Below are 23,418 nucleotides of genomic sequence, written 5' to 3'. Positions count from 1 at the left end.
ACACGATGTCATCATCGTGCAACTGCTGTTCAGGCTGGCAGTTGGCAACCATGCGGAGACAACAACCAAAGGCTATCGCCGCGCATCAAGAATAAAAAAGGCACATCAAAAATGATGTGCCCGTATGTTACATGAGAACGGCTTTTGCGTCCTCAATCCACGGAAGAAAATGCTTCAATGGATGTATCAGCGGTCATTAATTGACGGAATCTTTCAGTGCTTTACCAGCACGGAAGCCCGGAACTTTACCAGCCGGAATGGTGAGCTCTTTACCCGTTTGTGGGTTACGGCCAGTACGAGCTGCACGCTCACGTACAGAGAAAGTACCGAAACCAACCAGTGCCACTTCATCACCGCCCTTCAGAGCTTCGGTAACGGAGTCCATGAATGCATCTAAAACACGTCCCGCTGCCGCTTTAGAAATGTCAGCATCTGCAGCAATTTTGTCGATCAACTGTGACTTATTCACTCTCTTCATCCCCTCTTTTATTATTCACATCGCACCCGCGCTTCCCGCCCGGTGCGAACGCGCAGCCAGTTATATCAAGCCTGTGGAGCTGAAACAACGGTATTCATCTTAATCGTTGATCCAGCAGCCCACTAAGTTAGCGGCACAAAAAAAAGCTGGCAAGCACCATTTTGCCTGCCAGCTTCGCTTTTTAGCGGTTTATGCCGCTAATCACTATTTTGCGGTCGCAACCTGCATGCCGTAAGGCGCATTTTCCAGTGCCAGGTTCAGCACTTCTTCAATACGCTTCACCGGATGAATCTCCAGATCGGCAATCACGTTCTGGGGAATATCCTCCAGATCGCGCTTGTTTTCGTCCGGGATCAGCACGGTTTTGATACCGCCACGGTGTGCCGCCAGCAACTTCTCTTTCAGGCCACCAATCGGCAGAACCAGACCACGCAGGGTGATTTCACCGGTCATTGCGACATCAGAACGCACCGGGTTGCCGGTTAAGCATGACACCAGCGCGGTGCACATGGCGATACCGGCGCTCGGACCATCTTTCGGCGTCGCACCTTCTGGTACGTGCACGTGGATGTCGCGTTTCTCGTAGAAATCACCGTTGATGCCCAGTTTCTCTGCACGCGCGCGCACTACAGTCAGCGCGGCCTGAATCGATTCCTGCATCACTTCGCCCAGCGAGCCGGTGTACGTCAGCTTACCTTTACCTGGCACGCAGGCGGTTTCAATGGTCAGCAGATCGCCGCCCACTTCCGTCCACGCCAGACCGGTCACCTGACCCACACGGCTTTCACTCTCTGCGCGACCATAATCAAAGCGCTGCACGCCAAGGAAATCCTTGAGGTTGTCGCCATTGATCACGATGTGCTTTTTCGACTTATCCATCAGCAGCGCTTTCACTGCTTTACGGCACAGCTTGGAGAGTTCGCGCTCCAGACTACGCACGCCCGCTTCACGGGTGTAGTAGCGGATGATGCCCACAATCGCGCTGTCGTCGACGGTGATCTCTTTCTCTTTCAGCGCATTACGTTCAATCTGCTTCGGCAGCAAATGTTGCTTCGCGATGTTCAGCTTTTCATCTTCGGTGTAACCGGAGAGACGAATCACTTCCATACGGTCAAGCAACGGTGCCGGGATGTTCATGGAGTTTGAGGTCGCCACGAACATAACGTCCGAGAGATCGTAATCCACTTCCAGATAGTGATCGTTAAACGCGATGTTCTGCTCAGGATCCAGCACCTCAAGCAGCGCTGAAGCCGGATCGCCACGCATGTCAGAAGACATTTTGTCGATCTCATCCAGCAGGAACAGCGGGTTTTTGACGCCCACTTTCGCCATTTTCTGGATCAGCTTGCCTGGCATAGAACCGATGTAGGTACGACGATGTCCACGGATTTCCGCTTCATCACGCACGCCACCCAGCGCCATACGCACGTATTTACGTCCGGTGGCCTTAGCAATCGATTGACCCAGCGAGGTTTTACCTACACCCGGCGGCCCAACGAGGCACAGAATTGGGCCTTTGATTTTGCTCACGCGACTCTGCACCGCAAGATACTCAAGGATGCGATCTTTGACGCGTTCCAAACCGTAATGGTCGATATCCAGCGTTTCCTGCGCTTTACGCAGGTCTTTTTTCACCTTGCTGCGCGCCACCCACGGGACCTGAACCATCCAGTCGATGTAGCCACGCACCACGGTCGCTTCTGCAGACATCGGCGACATCATCTTCAGCTTCTGCAATTCAGCTTCGGCTTTTTCACGCGCTTCGGTCGGCATTTTGGCCGCTTCAATCTTACGTTTCAGCGCCTCGTACTCATCCGGCGCATCATCCATTTCGCCCAGCTCTTTCTGAATGGCTTTCATTTGCTCGTTCAGATAGTACTCACGCTGGCTTTTCTCCATCTGCTTTTTAACGCGATTGCGAATACGCTTCTCAACCTGCAGCAGATCGATTTCTGATTCCATCATCGCCATCAGATATTCCAGACGTTCGTTGACGTCGGACATCTCCAGCACGGACTGTTTATCAGCCAGTTTCAGCGGCATATGCGCTGCGACGGTATCGGCCAGGCGGGCCGCATCGTCGATGCTGTTGAGGGAGGTTAAGACCTCAGGTGGGATTTTTTTATTGAGCTTGATGTAGCCTTCAAACTGGTTGATGGCCGTGCGCACCAGCACTTCCTGCTCGCGCTCTTCAATTTCTGGCGAGACAAGGTATTCGGCTTGGGCAACAAAATGGTCGCCATTATCAGCCAGCGTGGTGATGTGTGCGCGTTGTAAACCTTCAACCAGCACTTTTACCGTGCCGTCTGGAAGTTTCAGCATCTGCAATACAGAAGCGACGGTCCCTACTGAGAAGAGATCGTTAATGCCAGGTTCATCCGTTGAAGCCTCTTTCTGTGCAACCAGCATGATCTTTTTATCATGATCCATCGCGGCTTCGAGGCACCGAATCGATTTTTCCCGACCAACAAACAACGGAATTACCATGTGCGGATAAACCACCACGTCGCGCAACGGCAACACGGGGATTTCAATGCGTTCAGAACGCTCAGGATTCATAGAGCTCTCTCTTAGTTTAATGTCCGCCAGGTGATGGGTACCGCGCAATAGAGGTTTTGCAGTTAAACCCACAGGATATTGAGTATATGGGGATGCTTGTACGACATTCAATGTCACTGGCGAGAGAAAAACAAAAGGGGAAAGATTTTTCCCCTTTTTTAAGATAACAACGTGGTGCGATTGTTTATTTATTCACCAGAAGCCTGGGCTTCATGCTTTCCATAAATCAACATCGGCTCGGATTGACCTTCAATCACTGACTCATCAATCACTACTTTTTCAACGTCATCCATTGAAGGCAGGTCATACATGGTTTCAAGTAACGCACCTTCAACGATAGAACGCAGACCGCGCGCACCAGTTTTACGTGACATCGCTTTTTTAGCGATCGCCGTTAAGGCTTCGTCACGGAATTCCAGTTCTACGCCTTCCAGATTGAACAGCGCCTGATACTGTTTGGTCAGCGCGTTCTTCGGCTCACGCAGGATCTGAATCAGCGCTTCTTCACTCAGTTCGCTCAGCGTTGCCACAACCGGCAGACGACCGATGAACTCAGGAATCAGGCCAAACTTGATCAAATCTTCCGGCTCAACCTGCGACAGCAATTCGCCTTCGCTCGCCTTCTGGGATTTGCCCTTCACGGTTGCGCCGAAGCCGATGCCGGAGCCGGTTTCAACACGCTGGGAAATCACCTTATCGAGACCGGCGAATGCGCCACCACAGATGAACAGAATCTTGGAGGTATCAACCTGCAAGAACTCCTGCTGAGGATGTTTACGTCCGCCCTGCGGCGGTACGGCAGCAACGGTGCCTTCAATCAGTTTCAACAGCGCTTGCTGTACGCCTTCGCCCGATACGTCACGGGTGATCGACGGGTTGTCAGACTTACGAGAAATCTTGTCGATTTCATCGATGTAGACTATACCGCGCTGCGCTTTCTGCACGTCGTAATCACACTTCTGCAGCAGCTTCTGGATGATGTTTTCAACGTCTTCACCCACGTAACCGGCTTCGGTCAGCGTGGTGGCATCCGCCATCGTGAAGGGCACATCCAGCAAGCGCGCCAGCGTTTCTGCCAGTAGTGTTTTACCGCTACCGGTTGGACCGATCAGCAAAATGTTACTTTTGCCCAGTTCAATGCCGTTGCTGGTATCGCCATTGCGCAAGCGTTTGTAGTGGTTATACACCGCTACTGCCAGCACTTTCTTCGCCCTTTCCTGACCAATAACATAGTCATCAAGGTGATGGCGGATTTCATGCGGCGTCGGCAGTGAGCTACGCTCGCGATGCGGCGCAACTTCCTTAATCTCTTCGCGAATGATGTCGTTGCAAAGATCAACGCACTCATCGCAAATGTACACTGACGGCCCGGCAATTAGCTTACGGACTTCATGCTGGCTTTTGCCGCAGAAAGAGCAGTACAGCAACTTACCTGAACCGTCTTTGCGCTTATCTGTCATCAGCTAACCTCTTTTCTTTCTCAGACCAAATTTGTTGTACGGCGCTGGCCGTACATCAACGGCCGATATGCATTCAACCCATCTGCCTGCTCCCCGTTAACTATAGCGTAAGGGGCAGACAGATGTGTCTTATTGGCGATGCGTCAGGATTGAGTCAACCAAACCGTACTCAACCGCTTCGCCCGCAGAGAGGAAACGATCGCGCTCGGTGTCGCGTTCAATCTCTTCCAGCGATTTGCCGGTGTGCTCAGCCATCAACTCATTCATGCGCTGCTTCACTTTCAGAATTTCGCGCGCATGGATTTCGATATCCGTCGCCTGGCCCTGATAGCCGCCCAACGGCTGATGAATCATCACACGTGAATTAGGCAGGCAGAAGCGTTTGCCTTTGGTGCCTGCTGTCAGCAGGAACGCACCCATTGAACAAGCCTGACCCATACAGATGGTGCTGACATCCGGCTTGATAAACTTCATTGTGTCATAAATCGACATCCCAGCAGTAATCACGCCGCCTGGCGAGTTAATGTAGAGGTAAATGTCTTTTTCAGGATTCTCAGCTTCCAGAAACAGCATCTGCGCCACGATCAGGTTAGCCATATGATCTTCAACCTGACCGGTCAGGAAGATCACACGCTCTTTGAGCAGGCGAGAGTAGATGTCGTAAGAACGCTCGCCGCGCGAGGTTTGTTCGACCACCATTGGCACCAGCGCCATGTGCGGTGCAGTAAATTCACGATCGCCACTGTATGACATTACCGTCTCCTGATAAATTTCATTGGCAACATTCTGTACCGATTTTACGTAAGCCGAGGCGCAAACACTACGCGCCACGGTCTCAAACCGAAATAACAACCCGGTTAATCAGTCAGTCTCACTGTTTTCATGCATTCTCCCTGTATCTGGGGATGCTGCCCAGTTGTTTCAAGCATAACAACCTTTTGCCCATTCGCTAACACGGAAAAAGAGCTTAGCGGATAATTTGCCGATTAATTAAGCAAATAGAGGACAAATCTGTGTACTTCGCGCCAGAAACGAAAAAGCCCGCGACTTTTCAGTCACGGGCTTAGCACTAACGGTTAACGAATGAATCAGGCCGCAGAGGTCTGGTTCATCAGTTCCTGGAAGTTAGTGGCTTTATCGGTCACTTTCGCTTTCGCCAGAACCGCTTCAACCGCTTGCTCTTCCAGAGCCACGTTGCGCATGTTGTTCATCAGCTCGCTGTTCTTGCTGTAGAACTCGATCACTTCCTGCGGATCTTCGTACGCAGAAGCCATCTCTTCGATCAGCGTTTTAACGCGATCTTCGTCAGCCTGCAGTTCGTTGATGCGAATCACTTCGCCCAACAGCAGACCCACAACTACGCGACGTTTAGCCTGTTCTTCGAACAGTTCACGTGGCAGTTCCAGCGCTTGCTTCTCGTTGCCACCAAAACGCTGTGCAGCCTGACGACGCAGAACGTCGATTTCGCTGTCGATCAGCGCAACCGGAACGTCGATGTCGTTGGCATTAACCAGACCGTCGATTGCCTGGGTCTTCACGCGGTTACGGATAGCACCTTTCAGCTCGCGATCCATGTTCTTACGCACTTCTGCACGCAGACCGGCAACTGAACCATCTTCCACGCCAAAGCGCTTGATGAACTCTTCAGTCAGCTCTGGCAGCTCGCGAGTTTCAACTTTCTTCAGTACGATTTCGAACTTCGCATCTTTCCCTTTCAGGTTTTCTGCGTGGTAATCGTCTGGGAATTTCACGTCGATAGTGAAGGTTTCGCCGGCTTTGTGGCCAACAACGCCCTCTTCGAAGCCTGGGATCATACGACCCTGGCCCATTGCCAGCACGAAGTCAGAGGCTTTGCCGCCTTCAAACTCTTCGCCGTCAACAGAACCGCTGAAGTCGATGGTCGCGCGATCTTCAGCCGTCGCAGCAGCATCGCTCTCTTTCCAGGTCGCCTGCTGCTTCTGCAGGGTTTCCAGCATGGTATCGACGTCAGCGTCAGTCACTTCTACTACTGGCTTCTCAACTTCGATTGCGTCCAGGCCTTTCAGCTCAACTTCTGGATACACTTCGAACTCAACCGCGTAGGTGAAGTCTTCGCCTTCTTTATATTCGCCCGGCACATAGTTTGGTGCGCCAGCCGGATTGATTTTCTCTTTGATGATGGCGTCAACGAAGTTGCGCGTCATCAGTTCGCCCAGCACGTCCTGGCGAACAGAAGCACCGTAGCGCTGAGAAATGATGTGTGCCGGCACTTTGCCTTTACGGAAACCGTCGATACGGACTTTCTTAGCCACTTCCACCAGTTCTTTCTTCACTGCGCTTTCGATACTGTCAGCTGCAACAGTAATCGAAATGCGACGGCCCAGACCCTGAGTGGTTTCTACTGAAACTGTCATCTTGTTACCTCAAAAAATCACGTGCTCGGTCAACTTCAGACACCACACATAAAATGCGCCGTATCCAACAACCGGGACGGCCTCTGCAGGCAGAACCTAATCCCTGTCACCAGAAGCGTCCCGAAGACATTCCGGAAAAATAGACGCAGCATTATAGCGGCATCGCTGGAATGAGTCGAGGCTGCAAACTCACCACTTTTTAGCGGTTTTGCTGCTTTTTTGCGCCGTAGATCGCGTTTGAGTGTAATAAATGAAAAGAAAACGGCCCGCAGGCCGTTTTTGAGGATAAGGAAGAGGGGAATTCAGGCGAGCGTTCCCGCACCGCGACAATTCGGGGAGGCCAAAACCGTATCCTGCAATCCATCCCACTCTTTTTGCGTGTAAGTATGCAGTGCCAGCGCGTGTACGCTGCCCGCTAATTCGGTTGCCAGTTCGCCATAAATAGCGCGATGACGTTGCAGAAAGCGCTGACCGGTAAATCGATCGCTGACAATCACCACTTTAAAGTGACTTTCAGAACCGGCGGGCACGTTATGACGGTAGCTTTCGTCATGCACTTCAAGATGTGCAGGCTCGAAAGCGTTACGCAACTTTTCTTCTATTTGTTCGCGAATCATGATTAACACTCCTTTCCGGCGAGCGCTGTGCCCATCTGTTTAAATATTAGTAGGTTTTTCACCGCTTCCGCAGGTTGGCCGTAAATAAATCCGCCAGCGCTGCGCATAGTAACTCGCTTATCTCTCAGGTCAACTGGCTGGCGTTTCATCCTGTCCGAAAAAAGCCTTTACAATCAATTTCCATTGGCCCGGGGCTTTTTTCACCGCTGCGCAATGCTATGATGGCCGCAGTTTTGCAAACCAACCCATATGCTAACGAGAATGAGTATGTTGAAAAAACTGTTATTCCCTCTGCTGGCTGCTTTTATTTTGGCCGGCTGTGCCAGCAACAACACCACGTTGGATATTCAACCGAAGATTCAACTACCGCAGCAAGATCCAAGCCTGATGGGCGTCACCATCAGCGTTAACGGTGCCGATCAACGTTCCGATCAGGCGCTGGCCAAAGTAAACCGCGATGGTCAGTTGATCACGCTGACACCATCACGCGATCTGCGTTTCCTGCTGCAGGAAGTGTTAGAGAAGCAGATGACATCACGCGGCTACATGATCGGCCCGAGCGGTGCCGTTGATCTGCAGATCGTGGTGAATGGTCTGTATGCGGATGTGACACAAGGCAACGTGCGCTACAGCATTACCACCAAGGCGGATATCTCCATTATCGCCACCGCGAAAAACGGTAACAAGCAGGTGAAAAACTATCGCCAGACTTACAGCGTAGAAGGCGCGTTCACCGCCACTAACGCGAAGATCACCAACGCGGTTAACTCAACTCTGAGTGACGTGATTGCTGATATGGCGCAGGACACCAGCGTTCACAACTTCATCAAGCAGAACGCCCGCTAATTTCCGCAGTAATTTGCCCGGCTACTCTCAGCCGGGCTTCATTTCAGGTTGGCTATGACATCTCACTATCTACGTATTTTTACCCAACGTAATGCGGCGGTATTGCTGCTGCTGGGTTTTGCCTCAGGCTTACCGCTGGCGTTAACTGCGGGGACGTTACAGGCGTGGATGACGGTAGAGAATGTTGACCTGAAAACCATCGGTTTCTTCTCCCTTGTCGGTCAGGCTTACGTGTTTAAGTTCCTGTGGTCGCCGATGATGGATCGCTATACGCCACCGTTTCTTGGCCGCCGTCGCGGCTGGCTGCTGGTCACGCAGCTGGCGCTGATTGGTGGCATTATCGCCATGGGTTTTATGCAGCCTTCGCGTGACTTAACGCTGCTGGCCGCGCTTGCAGTGTTAGTTGCCTTTTGCTCGGCTTCGCAGGACATCGTGTTTGATGCCTGGAAAACCGATGTGCTGCCGCCGGAAGAGCGCGGCAGCGGCGCGGCGATCACCGTGCTGGGCTATCGTCTGGCGATGTTGATTTCAGGCGGACTGGCGCTGTGGATAGCGGATCGCTATCTCGGCTGGCAAGCCACTTACTGGCTGATGGCGCTGCTGATGGTGCCGGGCCTGATCGCCACGTTGCTGGCGAAAGAACCGGTGACGCCGGCGCGCGAACCGCACTCGCTTCGCCAGGCCGTGACATTCCCGCTGAAAGACTTCTTCCAGCGTAACAATGCCTGGCTGCTGATCACGCTGATTATCCTTTATAAGCTTGGCGATGCATTTGCCGCCTCGCTCACCACCACCTTCCTGATTCGCGGCGTCGGCTTTAGCGCGGGCGATGTCGGCCTGGTGAACAAAACGCTCGGTTTGTTAGCGACCATTATTGGTGCGCTGTATGGCGGCGTGCTGATGCAGCGCCTGAGTTTGTTCCGCGCTTTGATGATTTTCGGCGTGCTGCAAGCGGTGTCGAATTTTGCTTACTGGTTGCTGGCGGTAACGCCACCGCACTTGTGGAGCATGGCCAGCGCGGTCTTCATTGAAAACCTGTGCGGTGGTATGGGCACCGCGGCCTTTGTCGCGTTGTTGATGACGCTGTGCAACAAATCCTTCTCGGCGACGCAGTTCGCACTGCTCTCTGCCCTCTCCGCCGTGGGCCGCGTTTACGTCGGTCCCGCAGCCGGTTGGCTGGTTGAAATGTGGGGCTGGCCGACCTTCTATGCCTTCACCGTGTTTGCTGGCGTACCGGGATTACTGCTGTTGTGGCTGTGTCGCGGCACTTTGCATAGCATGCAGCAAAGCGGGGAGTTTGTGATGCGCAGCTTGTGGCCGCAAGGTTACCGCTGGACGGTGCGTCTGTTCAGCATCGGCTGCGGCTTGCTGGCTTTGTGGCTGCTGGCATTAGCACTCAACGCCAGCGGAGTTGTGCAGATCAGTGCGCTGCTTACGCCAATGTTTGAAGCCGGAATGGCATTTGCGCTGTTGGCTGTCGCACTGGGTGTAATTTTGGATAGTTTGGCATTAAAAAAAGCGGCGCGGGAAAATCAGGGTAAGTAAGCCAATTCTCATGACGAAATAATGGGCTAAAAAATATCAGTCGCTCATTTTACCAATAGCATTTTTTTTAAAGCGAATTAGAAACATTAAATTAACAACTGCGGGCGAATATTTAAATCCGGTGCGCAATTACTTTGTATAAAAGTCATCGCCGAAATGATGCAGAAATGTTAAATAAATGAGTATTAAGAGTACGGTTTATACTTTCCCTGATTTTTCTGCGGTTTCTACCATTGGTTTTTGTTATATTGATGCCAACTGCTTGTCGCAGTTAATAATTTGTCACCCTGCGTAACATCTGTGACACCCTTAGCAAAAGGTGTCAACAGCCTTCTGACACATCCCTAAGCTGGTTTACACTGCATAAACCTTCCCGTAAAATGCGCGCACACTTAAACGACAATAGAGCCCTTTGTCATTGAGGTCGTTAAATGAGACTCAGTAAATACAATAAAAGTTTGGGGATTTTGTCATTAATTGCAGGCGCTGTATTACTCAGTGGCTGCGATAGTGCGTTGTTAAATCCCAAAGGACAGATTGCACTGGAGCAACGTTCGTTGATTCTGACAGCTTTCGGCTTGATGATGATCGTAGTTATCCCGGCAGTCTTCATGGCAGTATTCTTTGCCTGGAAATATCGGGCAACCAATACTAACGCAACATATAGCCCTAACTGGTCACACTCGAACAAAGTGGAAGCCGTGGTCTGGACCATTCCGATCCTGATCATTATCTTCCTCGGCGTTTTGACCTGGAAATCAACCCACGCGCTGGAGCCGAGCAAACCGCTGGTTTCTGACGTTAAACCGGTTGAGATCGACGTAGTGGCACTGGACTGGAAATGGCTGTTCATTTACCCGGAACAGGGTATTGCAACCGTTAACCAGATTGCCTTCCCGGCAAACACTCCGGTGAACTTCAAGATCACCTCCAACTCCGTGATGAACTCCTTCTTTATTCCTACTCTCGGCAGCCAGATCTATGCGATGGCCGGTATGCAGACCAAACTGCATCTGATCGCCAACGAGCCAGGAACATTTGACGGTATCTCTGCGAACTTCAGTGGTCGTGGTTTCTCTGGCATGAAGTTCAAAGCCATTGCAACTAAAGACGATGCGGAATTCCAGCAGTGGGTTGCCAAAGTTAAAGCGGCACCTAACGCGCTGAACACCATGGATGATTTCGAGAAACTGGCTACGCCAAGCGAAAATCACCCGGTGGAATATTTCTCTACGACGAATCCAGAACTGTTCAAGCAAGTTATTGATAAGTTCAAGATGAGCCACGGGAAGATGGACATGCCAGAACATAAAGGCATGGACATGAGTCACGCCGCTTCCGCGGGAGCCGAGGAATAATACGATGTTCGGAAAATTAACACTGGATGCAGTGCCATACCACGAACCCATTATCGTGGTTACGGTCGCCGCTATCATCTTAGGTGGTCTGGCACTGGTTGCTGCGATTACCTATTTTGGTAAGTGGCAGTACCTGTGGTCAGAATGGTTCACCTCCATCGACCACAAAAAACTGGGTATCATGTACATCATCATGGCTTTCGTCATGTTGCTGCGCGGCTTTGCCGATGCGGTAATGATGCGTACCCAACAAGTGATGGCTTCCGCTGGGGAAGCCGGCATACTACCGCCGCACCACTACGACCAGATCTTCACCGCTCACGGCGTGATCATGATCTTCTTCGTGGCGATGCCATTCGTGGTAGGTCTGATGAACATCGCGGTACCGCTGCAAATCGGTGCTCGTGACGTTGCCTTCCCGTTCCTGAACAACCTGAGCTTCTGGTTTACCGCGATCGGTGTGATCCTGGTGAACATCTCTCTGGGTGTGGGCGAGTTCGCGCAGACTGGCTGGTTGGCTTATCCGCCGCTTTCGGGTGCGGAGTACAGTCCTGGCGTCGGGGTCGATTACTGGATCTGGAGTCTCCAGCTGTCCGGTATCGGTACGACACTGACCGGTATCAACTTCTTCGTTACCATTCTGAAGATGCGTGCGCCGGGCATGGACCTGTTCAAAATGCCTGTATTCACCTGGGCATCACTGTGTACTAACGTCCTGATCATCGCTGCGTTCCCGGTACTGACCGTTACGCTGGCACTGTTGACGCTTGACCGTTACCTTGGCTTCCATTTCTTCACCAATGAAATGGGCGGTAACATGATGATGTACGTCAACCTGATTTGGGTCTGGGGTCACCCGGAAGTGTACATCCTGGTTCTGCCGGTGTTTGGTGTCTTCGCTGAAGTCACGGCTACCTTCTCTAAAAAGCGTCTGTTCGGTTACACCTCTCTGGTGTGGGCGACCATCGCGATTACCGTTCTGTCGTTCATCGTTTGGCTGCACCACTTCTTCACCATGGGTGCGGGCGCGAACGTAAACGCCTTCTTCGGTATCATGACGATGATCATCGCTATCCCGACCGGCGTGAAAATCTTCAACTGGCTGTTCACCATGTATCAGGGTCGCGTTGAGTTCCACTCAGCGATGCTGTGGACCATCGGCTTCCTGGTGACCTTCTCTATTGGTGGTATGACAGGTGTTCTGCTGGCGGTTCCGGGTGCGGACTTCATTCTGCACAACAGCCTGTTCCTGATCGCGCACTTCCATAACGTCATTATCGGTGGTGTGGTGTTCGGTTGTATGGCTGGCGTGACCTACTGGTTCCCGAAAGCATTCGGCTTCACGCTGAATGAAAAATGGGGTATCCGCGCGTTCTGGTTCTGGATCATCGGCTTCTTCGTGGCATTCATGCCGCTGTATGCGCTGGGCTTCATGGGTATGACGCGTCGTATCAGCCAGGACATCGATCCTCAGTTCCACTCACTGCTGGTGGTTGCAGCAGGCGGTGCGGCGCTGATCGCTTGCGGTATCCTGTGCCAGATTACCCAGTTCTACGTTTCTGTGCGTGACCGCGACCAGAACCGTGACCTGACCGGTGACCCGTGGGGTGGACGTACGCTGGAGTGGGCAACCTCTTCACCGCCGCCGTTCTACAACTTTGCTGTTATCCCGCATATCCACGAGCGCGATGCGTTCTGGGAAATGAAAGAGAAAGGCGAAGCGTACAAGCAGCCAGAAAAATATGAAGAAATTCATATGCCGAAAAACAGCGGCGCAGCCATTGTTATCGCGGCCCTGATGACTGTGTTCGGTTTCGCCATGATCTGGCATATCTGGTGGCTGGCTGGCCTCACCTTCGTGGGCACCATCATCACCTGGATTGTGAAGAGCTTCGATGAAGACGTGGATTACTACGTACCGGTTGCTGAAGTCGAGCAGATCGAGAAGAAGCACTTTGACGAAATCAGCAAAGCAGGTCTGAAATAATGTCAACTGAAACTGCAAAACACCACCACGACGCCCATGCGGAGCATGGGCATCACGATGCAGGAGCCAATAAAGTCTTTGGCTTCTGGATCTACCTGATGAGTGACTGCATTATCTTCGCAACCCTGTTTGCGACCTATGCAGTTATGGTCAATAACACTGCCGGTGGCCCGGCAGGTAAAGACATCTTCGAACTGCCGTTCGTTCTGGTCGAAACCGCGCTCCTGCTGCTCAGCTCCATTACCTATGGTATGGCAGTGATCGCGATGAACAACCAGAATAAGGGCTCGGTCATCAGCTGGTTAGCCTTGACCTTCCTGTTCGGTGCTGGCTTTATCGGCATGGAAATCTATGAATTCCATCACCTGATCAAAGAAGGCTTCGGTCCTGATCGCAGCGGCTTCCTGTCAGCGTTCTTTACGCTGGTCGGCACGCACGGTCTGCACGTGACCTCTGGTCTGATCTGGATGGCAGTGATGATGTTCCAGATTTCTAAACGTGGTCTGACTGCAACCAACCGCACCCGTATCATGTGCCTCAGCTTGTTCTGGCACTTCCTGGATGTGGTTTGGATCTGCGTATTCACCGTTGTCTACCTGATGGGAGCCATGTAATGAGTCATTCTGTTAACGAACATGGCGCTTCTCACGGTAGCGTGAAGTCTTACATGATCGGCTTCGTCCTCTCTATCATCCTGACCGGTATTCCGTTCTGGATGGTAATGGATGGCGGCGCTTCACACGGCACTATTCTGGGTGTGGTTCTGGTGTGTGCGGTAGTTCAGGTGCTGGTTCACCTGGTCTACTTCCTGCACTTAGACAGCAAATCAGAAGGTGGCTGGAACATGGTGGCCATTGTCTTCTCAGCACTCATCATCTTGATTGTTGTCGTAGGCTCACTGTGGATTATGTGGAACCTCAACTACAACATGATGGCCCACTAAAGAGTCGCGTAATGATTAAGCAATACCTGCAAGTAACAAAACCAGGAATTATTTTCGGCAATTTAATTTCTGTGATCGGTGGATTCCTGCTGGCTTCGAAAGGCAGCATTGATTACACCCTGTTTCTCGCCTCGCTGGTTGGCGTATCGCTGGTTGTCGCATCAGGTTGTGTTTTCAACAACGTGATTGACCGTGATATCGACATCAAAATGGAGAGAACGCGGAACCGTGTTCTGGTCAAAGGCCTGATCTCGGCGAAAGTAAGCCTGGTTTATGCAACCGCATTGGGTATTGCTGGCTTTGCGTTGCTGTATTTCGGCGCTAATCCGCTGGCCATGTGGCTGGCGGTGATGGGCTTCGTGGTTTACGTAGGCGTTTACAGCCTCTATATGAAGCGTAACTCTGTCTACGGCACGCTGATTGGTAGTCTCTCTGGCGCTGCGCCGCCGGTGATTGGCTACTGCGCAGTGACCAACCAGTTTGATGCTGGCGCGTTGATTTTACTGGCTATCTTTAGCCTGTGGCAGATGCCGCACTCCTATGCGATTGCCATCTTCCGCTTTAAAGATTACCAGGCTGCCAACATTCCGGTTCTGCCGGTAGTGAAAGGCATCTCGGTGGCAAAAAATCATATTACGCTGTATATCCTGGCGTTCATGATTGCCACGCTGATGCTGACCCTCGGCGGTTACGCGGGCTACAAATATCTGGTGGTGGCTGCGGCCGTTAGCGTGTGGTGGCTCGGCATGGCGCTTTCAGGTTACAAAACCTCAAACGATAAAGTTTGGGCGCGTAAACTGTTTGTGTTCTCGATTGTCGCTATCACCGCTCTGAGCGTGATGATGTCCGTTGATTTCATGACACCAGCGTCGAAAGATTTGCTGACTTACGTCTGGTAATTCAGCTCCGCAAAACCAGAAAGGGCGCGAATTTCGCGCCCTTTCTTTTTGTTACCACTGCTTAAGAACAAATGTTTTACCCGCCCTGCCCTGCTGCCTAAAATGGGCGCAGTATAATTTTGAGGTAAACATGAACGACAATAAAATGACGCCAGTAGAGCTTCGCGCTACATGGGGTTTAGGTACCGTTTTTTCCCTGCGCATGCTGGGAATGTTTATGGTCTTGCCGGTACTCACCACGTACGGCATGGCGTTACAGGGCGCCAGTGAAACACTGATTGGTTTCGCAATCGGTATCTATGGTTTGGCACAAGCCATCTTCCAGATTCCTTTTGGTCTGCTCTCCGATCGCGTGGGTCGTAAGCCGCTGATCGTTGGCGGGCTGCTGCTGTTTGTTTTCGGCAGCGTTATCGCCGCCACGTCTGACACGATTTGGGGCGTAATTTTAGGCCGCGCATTACAAGGCTCCGGTGCGATTGCCGCCGCGGTAATGGCGTTGCTGTCGGATTTAACCCGCGAACAGAACCGTACCAAAGCGATGGCGTTTATCGGCATCAGCTTTGGCGTCACCTTTGCCATTGCGATGGTGGTTGGCCCAATTGTCACCCACGCGCTGGGCTTGCACGCGCTGTTCTGGATGATCGCCATCCTCGCGACGCTTGGCATCGTCATCACTTTGTTAGTGGTGCCCAATGCACCAAACCATGTATTGAACCGCGAATCCGGCATGGTGAAAGGCAGCATCCGCGCGGTGCTGACCAATCCAAAACTGTTAAAACTGAACATCGGCATTCTCTGTCTGCACATTCTGCTGATGTCGAGCTTCGTGGCGCTGCCAGGACAGTTTGAACAAGCCGGTTTACCGGCGGCGGAACACTGGAAAGTCTATCTGGTGACGATGCTGGTAGCCTTTGTTGCTGTGGTGCCTTTCATCATTTATGCCGAAGTGAAGCGCCGCATGAAACGCGTGTTTGTCAGTTGCGTGGCGATCATCATCATTGCGGAAATCGTATTGTGGGGTGCGGCAGGCCACTTCTGGACGCTGGTGATTGGCGTGCAGCTGTTCTTCCTCGCCTTCAACCTGATGGAAGCAATTCTGCCGTCGCTGATCAGCAAAGAGTCGCCGCCGGGCTACAAAGGCACTGCGATGGGCATCTACTCCACCAGCCAGTTCATTGGCGTGGCGATTGGCGGCAGCATGGGCGGTTGGATCTTTGGTCACGTTGACGCACAAACCGTCTTCCTGGTGGGTGCGATTGTCGCAGCAGCATGGCTGTTTGTGGCGATGTCGATGCAGGAACCGCCTTACGTCAGCAGCCTGCGCATTATGCTCAGCGATGCGGTACTGGCGGTGCCGAACCTTGAGAAGCGTTTGAAAGCGCAGCCCGGAGTGGCATCAGTGTTCATCGTGCCAGAAGAGAAAAGTGCCTACATCAAAATCGACAGTAAAGTGACGAGCCGCGTCGAACTCGAAGCGCTGCTCGCCAGCTGCTAAATGACAAGCCCGACCATCGCGTCGGGCTTTTTGTTACAGCGACATATCCACCACGATGCGCCCTTCAATCTTGCCAGCGTGCATCCGCGCGAAGATATCGTTGATGTTAGTCAGCGGCTCTACCGCCACGGTGGCTTTCACCTTGTGACGACCGGCGAAATCCAGCGCTTCCTGCAGATCTTTGCGCGTACCCACAATGGAACCGCGCACCGTAATGCCGTCCAACACCATATCGAAAATCGACAGATCGAATTTGCCCGGCGGCAAACCGTTCAGCACCATGGTGCCGCCACGACGCAGCGTACCAATCGCCTGTTCAAACGCTTTCGGTGAAACCGCCGTGACCAGCACGCCATGCGCGCCGCCAAAACTCTCCTGGAATACTTTGGCCGGGTCGACATTTTTCGCATTCGCCACCACGCTGGCACCGAGACGTTTAGCGAACGCCAGCTTGTCATCATCGATATCCACCGCCGCCACGTTCAGGCCCATGGCAACCGCGTACTGCACCGCCATATGCCCTAAACCGCCGATACCGGAAATCACCACCCAATCGCCGGGTTTGGTGTCGGTCATTTTCAGCCCTTTATACACGGTGACGCCGGCACAGAGGATCGGTGCGATTTCGTTGTAATCGACGTTATCCGGAATGATGCCGACATAGTTGGCATCGGCGAGGCAATATTCCGCGAAGCTGCCATTCACTGAATAACCGGCATTCTGCTGCGACAGACACAGCGTTTCCCAGCTATCCAGACAGTGTTCGCAGTGACCGCACGCCGAATAGAGCCAAGGTACACCGACGCGATCGCCCATTTTCAGGTGCTTAACGCCCTCGCCCAGCGCCACAATCTGGCCCACACCTTCGTGGCCCGGAATAAACGGTGGATTGGGTTTAATCGGCCAGTCGCCTTCGGCTGCGTGGAGATCGGTATGGCACACGCCGGTAGCCGCGATTTTCACTAAAATCTGCCCCGGCCCGACCTGCGGCACCGGCACCTGCTCAATCACTAACGGTTCACCAAAAGACTTCACAACGGCGGCTTTCATGGTGGTTTTGATTTGCATATTCATCTTTCACTCTCCATTTGATCGGATGCGGACTTAGAACAGGCCCAAAGGCGCGGTGCCATAGCTAACCAGCAGATTTTTGGTTTGTTGATAGGCGTTAAGCGCCATTTTGTGCGTCTCACGGCCGACACCCGATTGCTTGTAGCCGCCGAATGCCGCGTGAGCGGGATAGATATGATAGCAGTTGGTCCAGACGCGCCCGGCTTTGATGCCGCGTCCCATGCGATAAGCCAGATTGGTATCGCGCGTCCATACGCCCGCGCCAAGGCCAAACTGGGTTTCGTTGGCGATGGCGAGCGCTTCTGCCTCATCCTTAAAGGTGGTGACACCAATCACCGGCCCAAAAATCTCCTCCTGGAAACAGCGCATCTGGTTAGTTCCTTTGATTAAGGTCGGCTGAATGTAGAATCCATCATTCAGTTCAGTGGCCATGCTGGCGCGATCGCCACCGGTGAGAATCTGCCCGCCTTCGTCGCGTGCGATGTTGATATACGACAGGATTTTATCGAATTGCTGGCGTGAAGCCTGCGCACCAATCATGGTGTCAGTATCGAGCGGATCGCCGCGACGGATGTTCGCCACCTTAGTCATCACGCGATCCATAAAGGGTTGATAGATCGATTCATGGATCAAGGCACGCGACGGACAGGTACAGACTTCGCCCTGATTGAAGAAGCCGAGCACTAAACCTTCCACCGCCTTCTCAATAAACTCATCCTCGCCGTCCATCACATCAGCAAAGTAGATATTCGGTGACTTGCCGCCCAGCTCAACGGTGCAGGGAATAATATTTTCAGCAGCGCAGGCCATGATGTGACGCCCCACCGGCGTTGAACCGGTGAAGGCGATTTTGGCGATGCGTTTGCTGGTCGCCAGCGCTTCACCCGCTTCACGACCAAAGCCCTGCACCACATTCAACACGCCCGCCGGGAACAGATCGCCAATCACCTCCATCAGCAGCGTAATGCCGAGCGGTGTCTGTTCCGCCGGTTTCAGCACCACACAGTTGCCCGCAGCTAACGCTGGCGCCAGTTTCCACGCCGCCATTAACAGCGGGAAGTTCCACGGAATGATCTGCCCAACCACGCCGAGCGGTTCATGGAAGTGATACGCCACGGTGGTTTCATCGATCTCCGCGGTGCTGCCCTCTTGCGCACGCAGGCAACCGGCGAAGTAACGGAAGTGATCCACCGCCAGCGGCAGATCGGCGTTCAGAGTTTCGCGGATCGGTTTACCGTTATCCCAGCTCTCCGCCACCGCCAGTTTTTCGAGATTGGCCTCAATGCGATCCGCCACCTGCAACAGGATGTTGGCACGATGCTGCACGCTGGTTTTTCCCCAGGCATCGGCCGCCTGATGCGCCGCATCCAGCGCTAAATCGATATCGCGCGCATCCGAACGCGGGAATTGCGCGATATCGCTGCCATTCACAGGCGAAGTGTTAGTGAAGTATTGGCCGTTGAGCGGCTCGACGAATTTGCCCGCAATGTAGTTGCCGTAAGTCGCCTGAAATGAAACCAAAGCGCCGGGCGTGCCGGGATGTGCATAACGCATCGCAAACTCCTTTATGTAGGGTCAGATAATCTGAAGGCTCAGTTGCCATCCAGAGAACGTGCTGTCAAAGGAGCTATTGCAGCGGACGTGCCAGCTTTTTCCATCAGCCGATTATTTGTTAAAAAACCAATATTATCATTAAGTTAAAAAACGTTGCACGGCATGACCTGCGCATGTTGTGCAGAAAAGTTCACCATCTGTGTTGCGTATCGCAACAGTACAGAAACCGACCCGCTACAATGTCGCAACACTTTCACTTGGGCATGAGGTCATCAATGCAGGGAAATCCATCCGCGTCTGCCGTTAACGCCAATCCGCTGTTAAGCGACTCCTGGTTTCGTAGCCAGCTGTATGGCCTCGATCGCACCGCCGATGATTTTCCGCGTGTTCGCCAGGGTGAACTGGCCGATGTACTCGCCAGCAATGCCGGGCTGCAGCAGTTCGCGCAGCCGGTAATCAAACAACTGGCGCAGAAACTGGCCGAGAAGCAATCGGTGGTGATTCTGTCGGATGCCACCGGTTTGGTGCTCAATACCTTTGGCGATATGCCTTCGATGGAAAAAGCCCAACGTTATGCGCTGGCACCAGGCAATTTGTGGAGTGAATGCGGGCGCGGCACCAATGCGATTGGCACCGCGCTGGCGATTGATGATGGCTGCGAGATTCAAGGTCATCAGCACTTCCTGACGCTTAATCAAGGTTTGTACTGTGCGGCGATGCCGCTGCAAATGCCGAACGGCCAAATTGCGGGCGTGCTGGATATTTCCGGCCCGGCGCACTTCCCGCATCCGCAAACCTTTAGCTGGGTGAAAGCGGCGGCGAAACAGATCGAATATCTGTGGGTGAAGCAAAGCCTGCATCCGCAGCAATGGTTGATGAGCCTGCATCTGCAGCCGCAGGGCATCGATACCAGCGATGAACTGCTGCTGGTGTTCTCGGATAACGTTCTGACCGCCGCCAATCGTCTGGCGATGCGCGAACTGGCGCTGAGCGTCGGGCAACTCGGCAGCGTGACTTTTCAACAACTGTTCCCGCAACAGCAGCAGCACGCCAACACCATTCCGGTTCCGCTCGATTACGCCACGCAGCGCTACTATTTTCGCCTGCGGGCACCGCAGCGCAGCCATTTTGCCACGCCGAGCGAACCCGCCAGCGATCTGCCTTTCTCGCTGGGCCGCGATGGCGAGAAGATGGTACGGCTGCTCAATGCCGGCGTTTCACTGTGCATTCACGGCGAAACCGGCAGCGGCAAAGAGTATGTCAGCCGCGCCCTGCATCAGCAGAGCCGCTGGCGCGAAGGCAAATTCGTCGCCATTAACTGCGCGGCCATCCCCGAAGCGCTGATTGAATCTGAGCTGTTTGGCTATCAACCCGGCGCGTTCACCGGCGCGAGCAAGAATGGCTATATCGGCAAAATCCGTGAAGCGGATGGCGGCGTGCTGTTTCTCGATGAAATTGGCGATATGCCGCTGGCGCTGCAAACCCGCTTGCTGCGCGTATTGCAGGAGAAAGAGGTCGCGCCGCTCGGATCCAGCCGCAGCTGGCCGGTGAATTTCGCGGTGATCAGCGCCACGCACCGCGATTTGGCACAGCGCGTCGCCGAAGGCGAATTCCGCGAAGATTTGCTCTATCGCCTGCAGGAATTTTCGATGACCATTCCGCCGCTGCGCGACTGGCCGGAAGTAGAGGGTTTTATCAGCCGTTTATGGTTGGAGCTGGGCGGCGCGGATCGCGACATTCAACTCTCACCGGCGCTGCTGACGGCTCTGGCGCAGCTGCCGTGGCCGGGCAATGTGCGGCAGTTGCGCAGCTTGTTACGCGTGCTGCTGGCGCTGGCGGATGAAGGTGAGGAAGTGACAGAGGTGCATTTACCGGCAGAGTATCGTCGTGCGGCAGTGCAGCCACAGCCCGATCGGCAGAGTCATGATGAGCGGTTGATCAGCGAAACGCTGCAGCGCTTCAAGGGCAATATTAGTAAAACGGCGGAAGCCTTAGGCGTCGCGCGCAGCACGCTTTATCGTCGTGCGGCGCGCGACAAACGCGATTAGTCGCGGAAGTTTTTGAACTGGAAAGGCTGACCGAGGTTGCCACCGCGCACCAGCGCCATCGCACCTTGCAGGTCGTCGCGTGACTTACCGGTTACGCGCAGTTCTTCACCCTGAATCTGCGTCTGTACTTTCAGCTTGCTGTCTTTAATCAGCTTCACCAGCTTTTTCGCGATATCGCTTTCGATACCTTTCTTCAGCTTGGCTTCCACCGACCAGCTTTTACCGCTGTGCACGATCTCTTCTGGCACTTCAATCGCCGCGCCTTCAATGCCACGCTTCAGCAGCTTTTCGCGCAGAATATCCACCAGCTGTTTGACCTGGAAATCAGATTCGCTGCTGAGTTTGATGGTCTCGTTCTTTTCGTTGAGCTCAATGGTTGCACTCACGTTACGGAAATCGAAACGGGTTGAGATCTCGCGGCTCGCATTCTCCACGGCATTTCGCACTTCCGACAATTCGACTTCGGAAACGATATCGAAAGATGGCATCTTTTCTTCTCCTGATACTAAAGTGACATGCATAATACGCGTCTTGTGGCGCTAATAAAACACGATACGCGGAAAGCTATACTTACTCGTAACGTGAAAACAGGAACCCGCCCACGGGAGGCAAAATGAAAATTACCGTGTTGGGGTGTGGCGCCTTAGGTCAAATTTGGCTCGCCGCTCTCGCCCGTCAGGGACATGAGGTGCAGGGTTGGTTACGTGTGCCGCAGCCGTATTGCTCCGCCAACGTGGTCGATCCGCAAGGCCAGGTGAGCAATCACACCTTCATTGCCAACGATCCGCTGTTCCTCGCCGAAAGCCAGCTGTTACTGGTGACGCTCAAAGCGCCACAGGTTTCACCTGCGGTGAAAAACCTGCAAAGCGTGCTGCCGCCACATGCGCCAATTCTGCTGCTGCATAACGGCATGGGAACGCTGGAAGAGCTGAAAGATCTGCGTCAGCCGCTGCTACGCGGCATCACCACGCACGCCGCAATGCGCGACGGCACGGTGATCAAGCATATCGCGCACGGCATCACCCATATCGGTCCTGCCAATCGTGAGAGCGCCGCGCTGAGCGATATCGCCGATATTCTGCATCAGGCGCTGCCGGATGTGGCCTGGCATGACAACATCGCCGCCGCCAGCTGGCGCAAGCTGGCAATCAACTGCGTGATCAATCCAATGACCGTTGAGCACGATTGCCAGAACGGTGCACTGCGCGCCTGGCCGGAACAAGTCGCGCTGCTGTGCGAAGAGATCGCCTGGGTGATGGAGCGCGAAGGCCAGCACATGGCGGTGGATAATCTGCGCGACATCATTTACGACGTGATCGATAGCACCGCCGCCAATACCTCATCAATGCTGCAGGATGTGCGGGCGCAACGTCTGACCGAAATTGATTACATCACCGGCTACCTGCTGCGTCGCGCCCGCGCGCAGGGCATTTCACTGCCGGAAAATACCCGTTTGTACGATCTGATTAAACGTAAGGAGTCCCATTATGAGCGCGAACGCATCGGTTCTGGTTTGCCTGGCACATGGAAGTGAAGAGACCGAAGCGGTCACCACTATCGATTTGCTGGTACGCGGCGGATTAAGCGTCACCACCGCCAGCGTGGAGAGCGATGGCACGCGCGAGATCGTCTGTTCGCGCGGTGTGCGGCTGCTGGCGGATGCGCCTTTGGTTGAGGTGGCGGATAACGACTACGATGCGATTGTGCTGCCCGGCGGTTTGAAAGGCGCGGAAACCTTCCGCGACAGCCCGCTGCTGGTGGAAACCGTGCGCCAGTTCCATCTCTCCAGCAAGATTGTGGCGGCGATTTGTGCCGCGCCGGGTACGGTTTTGGTCCCGCACGATCTGTTTCCGGTCGGTAATATGACCGGTTTTCCCGGCCTGCGTGACACCATTCCCGACAGCAAATGGATGGAACGCCGCGTGGTGTGGGATCCGCGCGTTAACCTGCTGACCAGCCAGGGACCGGGCACCGCAATTGATTTTGCGTTGAAGCTGATTGATTTGCTGGTGGATAAAGAGACCGCGCGTGAAGTGGCTTCACAGCTGGTGCTGGCGGCGGGAATTTATAATTATCAGGAGTTTGAAGAGCGGTAACGTTGTTACAACAAGCTGCACATGATTGTAGCGGCGCAATTTATTGCGCATTTCACTGCAACACTGATG

At 53.5% G+C, this 23,418-nt stretch carries 20 protein-coding genes; 11 read left to right on the top strand and 9 right to left on the bottom strand.

Annotation, left to right across the window (positions count from 1 at the left end):
* Nucleotides 1-196: 196 nt before the first annotated feature.
* From hupB to bolA, 6 genes are all read right to left on the bottom strand, one after another.
* Complete coding sequence (hupB, locus tag HX773_RS09155; RefSeq protein ID WP_036648244.1) at nt 197-469, bottom strand: nucleoid-associated protein HU-beta; 273 nt, start codon at nt 467-469, stop codon at nt 197-199.
* 213 nt (nt 470-682) lie between these two features.
* On the bottom strand, nt 683-3,037 hold the full coding sequence (lon, locus tag HX773_RS09150; RefSeq protein ID WP_101762422.1) for an endopeptidase La: 2,355 nt from the start codon (nt 3,035-3,037) through the stop codon (nt 683-685).
* 188 nt (nt 3,038-3,225) lie between these two features.
* On the bottom strand, nt 3,226-4,497 hold the full coding sequence (gene clpX / locus HX773_RS09145; RefSeq protein WP_008103932.1) for an ATP-dependent protease ATP-binding subunit ClpX: 1,272 nt from the start codon (nt 4,495-4,497) through the stop codon (nt 3,226-3,228).
* 129 nt (nt 4,498-4,626) lie between these two features.
* Entirely contained in the window at nt 4,627-5,250 is a 624-nt protein-coding gene (gene clpP, locus HX773_RS09140) for an ATP-dependent Clp endopeptidase proteolytic subunit ClpP (RefSeq protein ID WP_007886971.1), read from the bottom strand.
* A 335-nt stretch (nt 5,251-5,585) separates the two neighbouring features.
* The gene (gene tig, locus HX773_RS09135; RefSeq protein ID WP_008103935.1) at nt 5,586-6,890 is read right to left on the bottom strand and encodes a trigger factor; all 1,305 of its coding nucleotides are present in this window, start codon (nt 6,888-6,890) and stop codon (nt 5,586-5,588) included.
* 302 nt (nt 6,891-7,192) lie between these two features.
* On the bottom strand, nt 7,193-7,507 hold the full coding sequence (gene bolA, locus HX773_RS09130; RefSeq protein WP_008103937.1) for a transcriptional regulator BolA: 315 nt from the start codon (nt 7,505-7,507) through the stop codon (nt 7,193-7,195).
* Between the two features lie 267 nt (nt 7,508-7,774).
* On the opposite strand from bolA, the gene HX773_RS09125 reads away from it, so the two are divergent.
* From HX773_RS09125 to HX773_RS09090, 8 genes are all read left to right on the top strand, one after another.
* Nucleotides 7,775-8,353, top strand: a complete 579-nt coding sequence (locus HX773_RS09125; protein ID WP_007886975.1) for a lipoprotein — start codon at nt 7,775-7,777, stop codon at nt 8,351-8,353.
* Nucleotides 8,354-8,407: 54 nt separating this feature from the next.
* Entirely contained in the window at nt 8,408-9,898 is a 1,491-nt protein-coding gene (ampG, locus tag HX773_RS09120) for a muropeptide MFS transporter AmpG (protein WP_176971268.1), read from the top strand.
* A gap of 431 nt (nt 9,899-10,329) precedes the next feature.
* Nucleotides 10,330-11,256 carry a cytochrome o ubiquinol oxidase subunit II gene (gene cyoA / locus HX773_RS09115; protein ID WP_008103941.1) on the top strand — a complete coding sequence of 309 codons (927 nt, stop codon included), beginning with the start codon at nt 10,330-10,332 and terminating at the stop codon, nt 11,254-11,256.
* A 4-nt stretch (nt 11,257-11,260) separates the two neighbouring features.
* Complete coding sequence (gene cyoB, locus HX773_RS09110; protein ID WP_176971267.1) at nt 11,261-13,243, top strand: cytochrome o ubiquinol oxidase subunit I; 1,983 nt, start codon at nt 11,261-11,263, stop codon at nt 13,241-13,243.
* A complete protein-coding gene (locus HX773_RS09105; RefSeq protein ID WP_007886985.1) occupies nt 13,243-13,857 on the top strand; it encodes a cytochrome o ubiquinol oxidase subunit III in 615 nt (204 codons plus the stop codon). The genes cyoB and HX773_RS09105 overlap by 1 nt, the downstream gene beginning before the upstream one ends.
* A complete protein-coding gene (locus HX773_RS09100; RefSeq protein ID WP_007886986.1) occupies nt 13,857-14,186 on the top strand; it encodes a cytochrome o ubiquinol oxidase subunit IV in 330 nt (109 codons plus the stop codon). Before HX773_RS09105 ends, HX773_RS09100 begins: the two co-directional genes overlap by 1 nt.
* A gap of 11 nt (nt 14,187-14,197) precedes the next feature.
* Nucleotides 14,198-15,085 carry a heme o synthase gene (cyoE, locus tag HX773_RS09095; RefSeq protein WP_008103945.1) on the top strand — a complete coding sequence of 296 codons (888 nt, stop codon included), beginning with the start codon at nt 14,198-14,200 and terminating at the stop codon, nt 15,083-15,085.
* Nucleotides 15,086-15,215: 130 nt separating this feature from the next.
* Nucleotides 15,216-16,580: an MFS transporter gene (locus HX773_RS09090; RefSeq protein ID WP_176971266.1), complete on the top strand. Its 1,365-nt coding sequence runs from the start codon at nt 15,216-15,218 to the stop codon at nt 16,578-16,580.
* Between the two features lie 33 nt (nt 16,581-16,613).
* On the opposite strand, the gene adhP is transcribed toward HX773_RS09090, so the two are convergent.
* Both adhP and HX773_RS09080 read right to left on the bottom strand, forming a co-directional pair.
* Nucleotides 16,614-17,654 carry an alcohol dehydrogenase AdhP gene (gene adhP, locus HX773_RS09085; protein ID WP_370463593.1) on the bottom strand — a complete coding sequence of 347 codons (1,041 nt, stop codon included), beginning with the start codon at nt 17,652-17,654 and terminating at the stop codon, nt 16,614-16,616.
* 30 nt (nt 17,655-17,684) lie between these two features.
* Nucleotides 17,685-19,205, bottom strand: coding sequence for an aldehyde dehydrogenase family protein (locus HX773_RS09080; RefSeq protein WP_176971265.1), 1,521 nt, complete (start codon nt 19,203-19,205; stop codon nt 17,685-17,687).
* A gap of 275 nt (nt 19,206-19,480) precedes the next feature.
* Here HX773_RS09080 and HX773_RS09075 point away from each other — a divergent pair, with 275 nt between their 5' ends.
* The gene (locus tag HX773_RS09075) at nt 19,481-21,253 is read left to right on the top strand and encodes a sigma-54-dependent Fis family transcriptional regulator (RefSeq protein ID WP_176971264.1); all 1,773 of its coding nucleotides are present in this window, start codon (nt 19,481-19,483) and stop codon (nt 21,251-21,253) included.
* Here the strand turns inward: HX773_RS09075 and HX773_RS09070 are convergent.
* On the bottom strand, nt 21,250-21,741 hold the full coding sequence (locus HX773_RS09070) for a YajQ family cyclic di-GMP-binding protein (RefSeq protein WP_008103954.1): 492 nt from the start codon (nt 21,739-21,741) through the stop codon (nt 21,250-21,252). The two genes, HX773_RS09075 and HX773_RS09070, sit on opposite strands and share 4 nt — an antisense overlap.
* 125 nt (nt 21,742-21,866) lie before the next feature.
* Here HX773_RS09070 and panE point away from each other — a divergent pair, with 125 nt between their 5' ends.
* Together panE and yajL are read left to right on the top strand one after the other, a co-directional pair.
* Nucleotides 21,867-22,787: a 2-dehydropantoate 2-reductase gene (panE, locus tag HX773_RS09065; RefSeq protein ID WP_176971263.1), complete on the top strand. Its 921-nt coding sequence runs from the start codon at nt 21,867-21,869 to the stop codon at nt 22,785-22,787.
* Nucleotides 22,741-23,349 carry a protein deglycase YajL gene (yajL, locus tag HX773_RS09060; RefSeq protein ID WP_154191751.1) on the top strand — a complete coding sequence of 203 codons (609 nt, stop codon included), beginning with the start codon at nt 22,741-22,743 and terminating at the stop codon, nt 23,347-23,349. Before panE ends, yajL begins: the two co-directional genes overlap by 47 nt.
* Nucleotides 23,350-23,418: the final 69 nt, after the last annotated feature.

It is taken from the genome of Pantoea sp. B9002 (assembly GCF_013385945.1).
Lineage (GTDB): Bacteria > Pseudomonadota > Gammaproteobacteria > Enterobacterales > Enterobacteriaceae > Pantoea.
The sequence above is the reverse complement of the archived record's forward strand: the minus strand, read 5'-3'. Positions and strand labels throughout refer to the sequence as shown.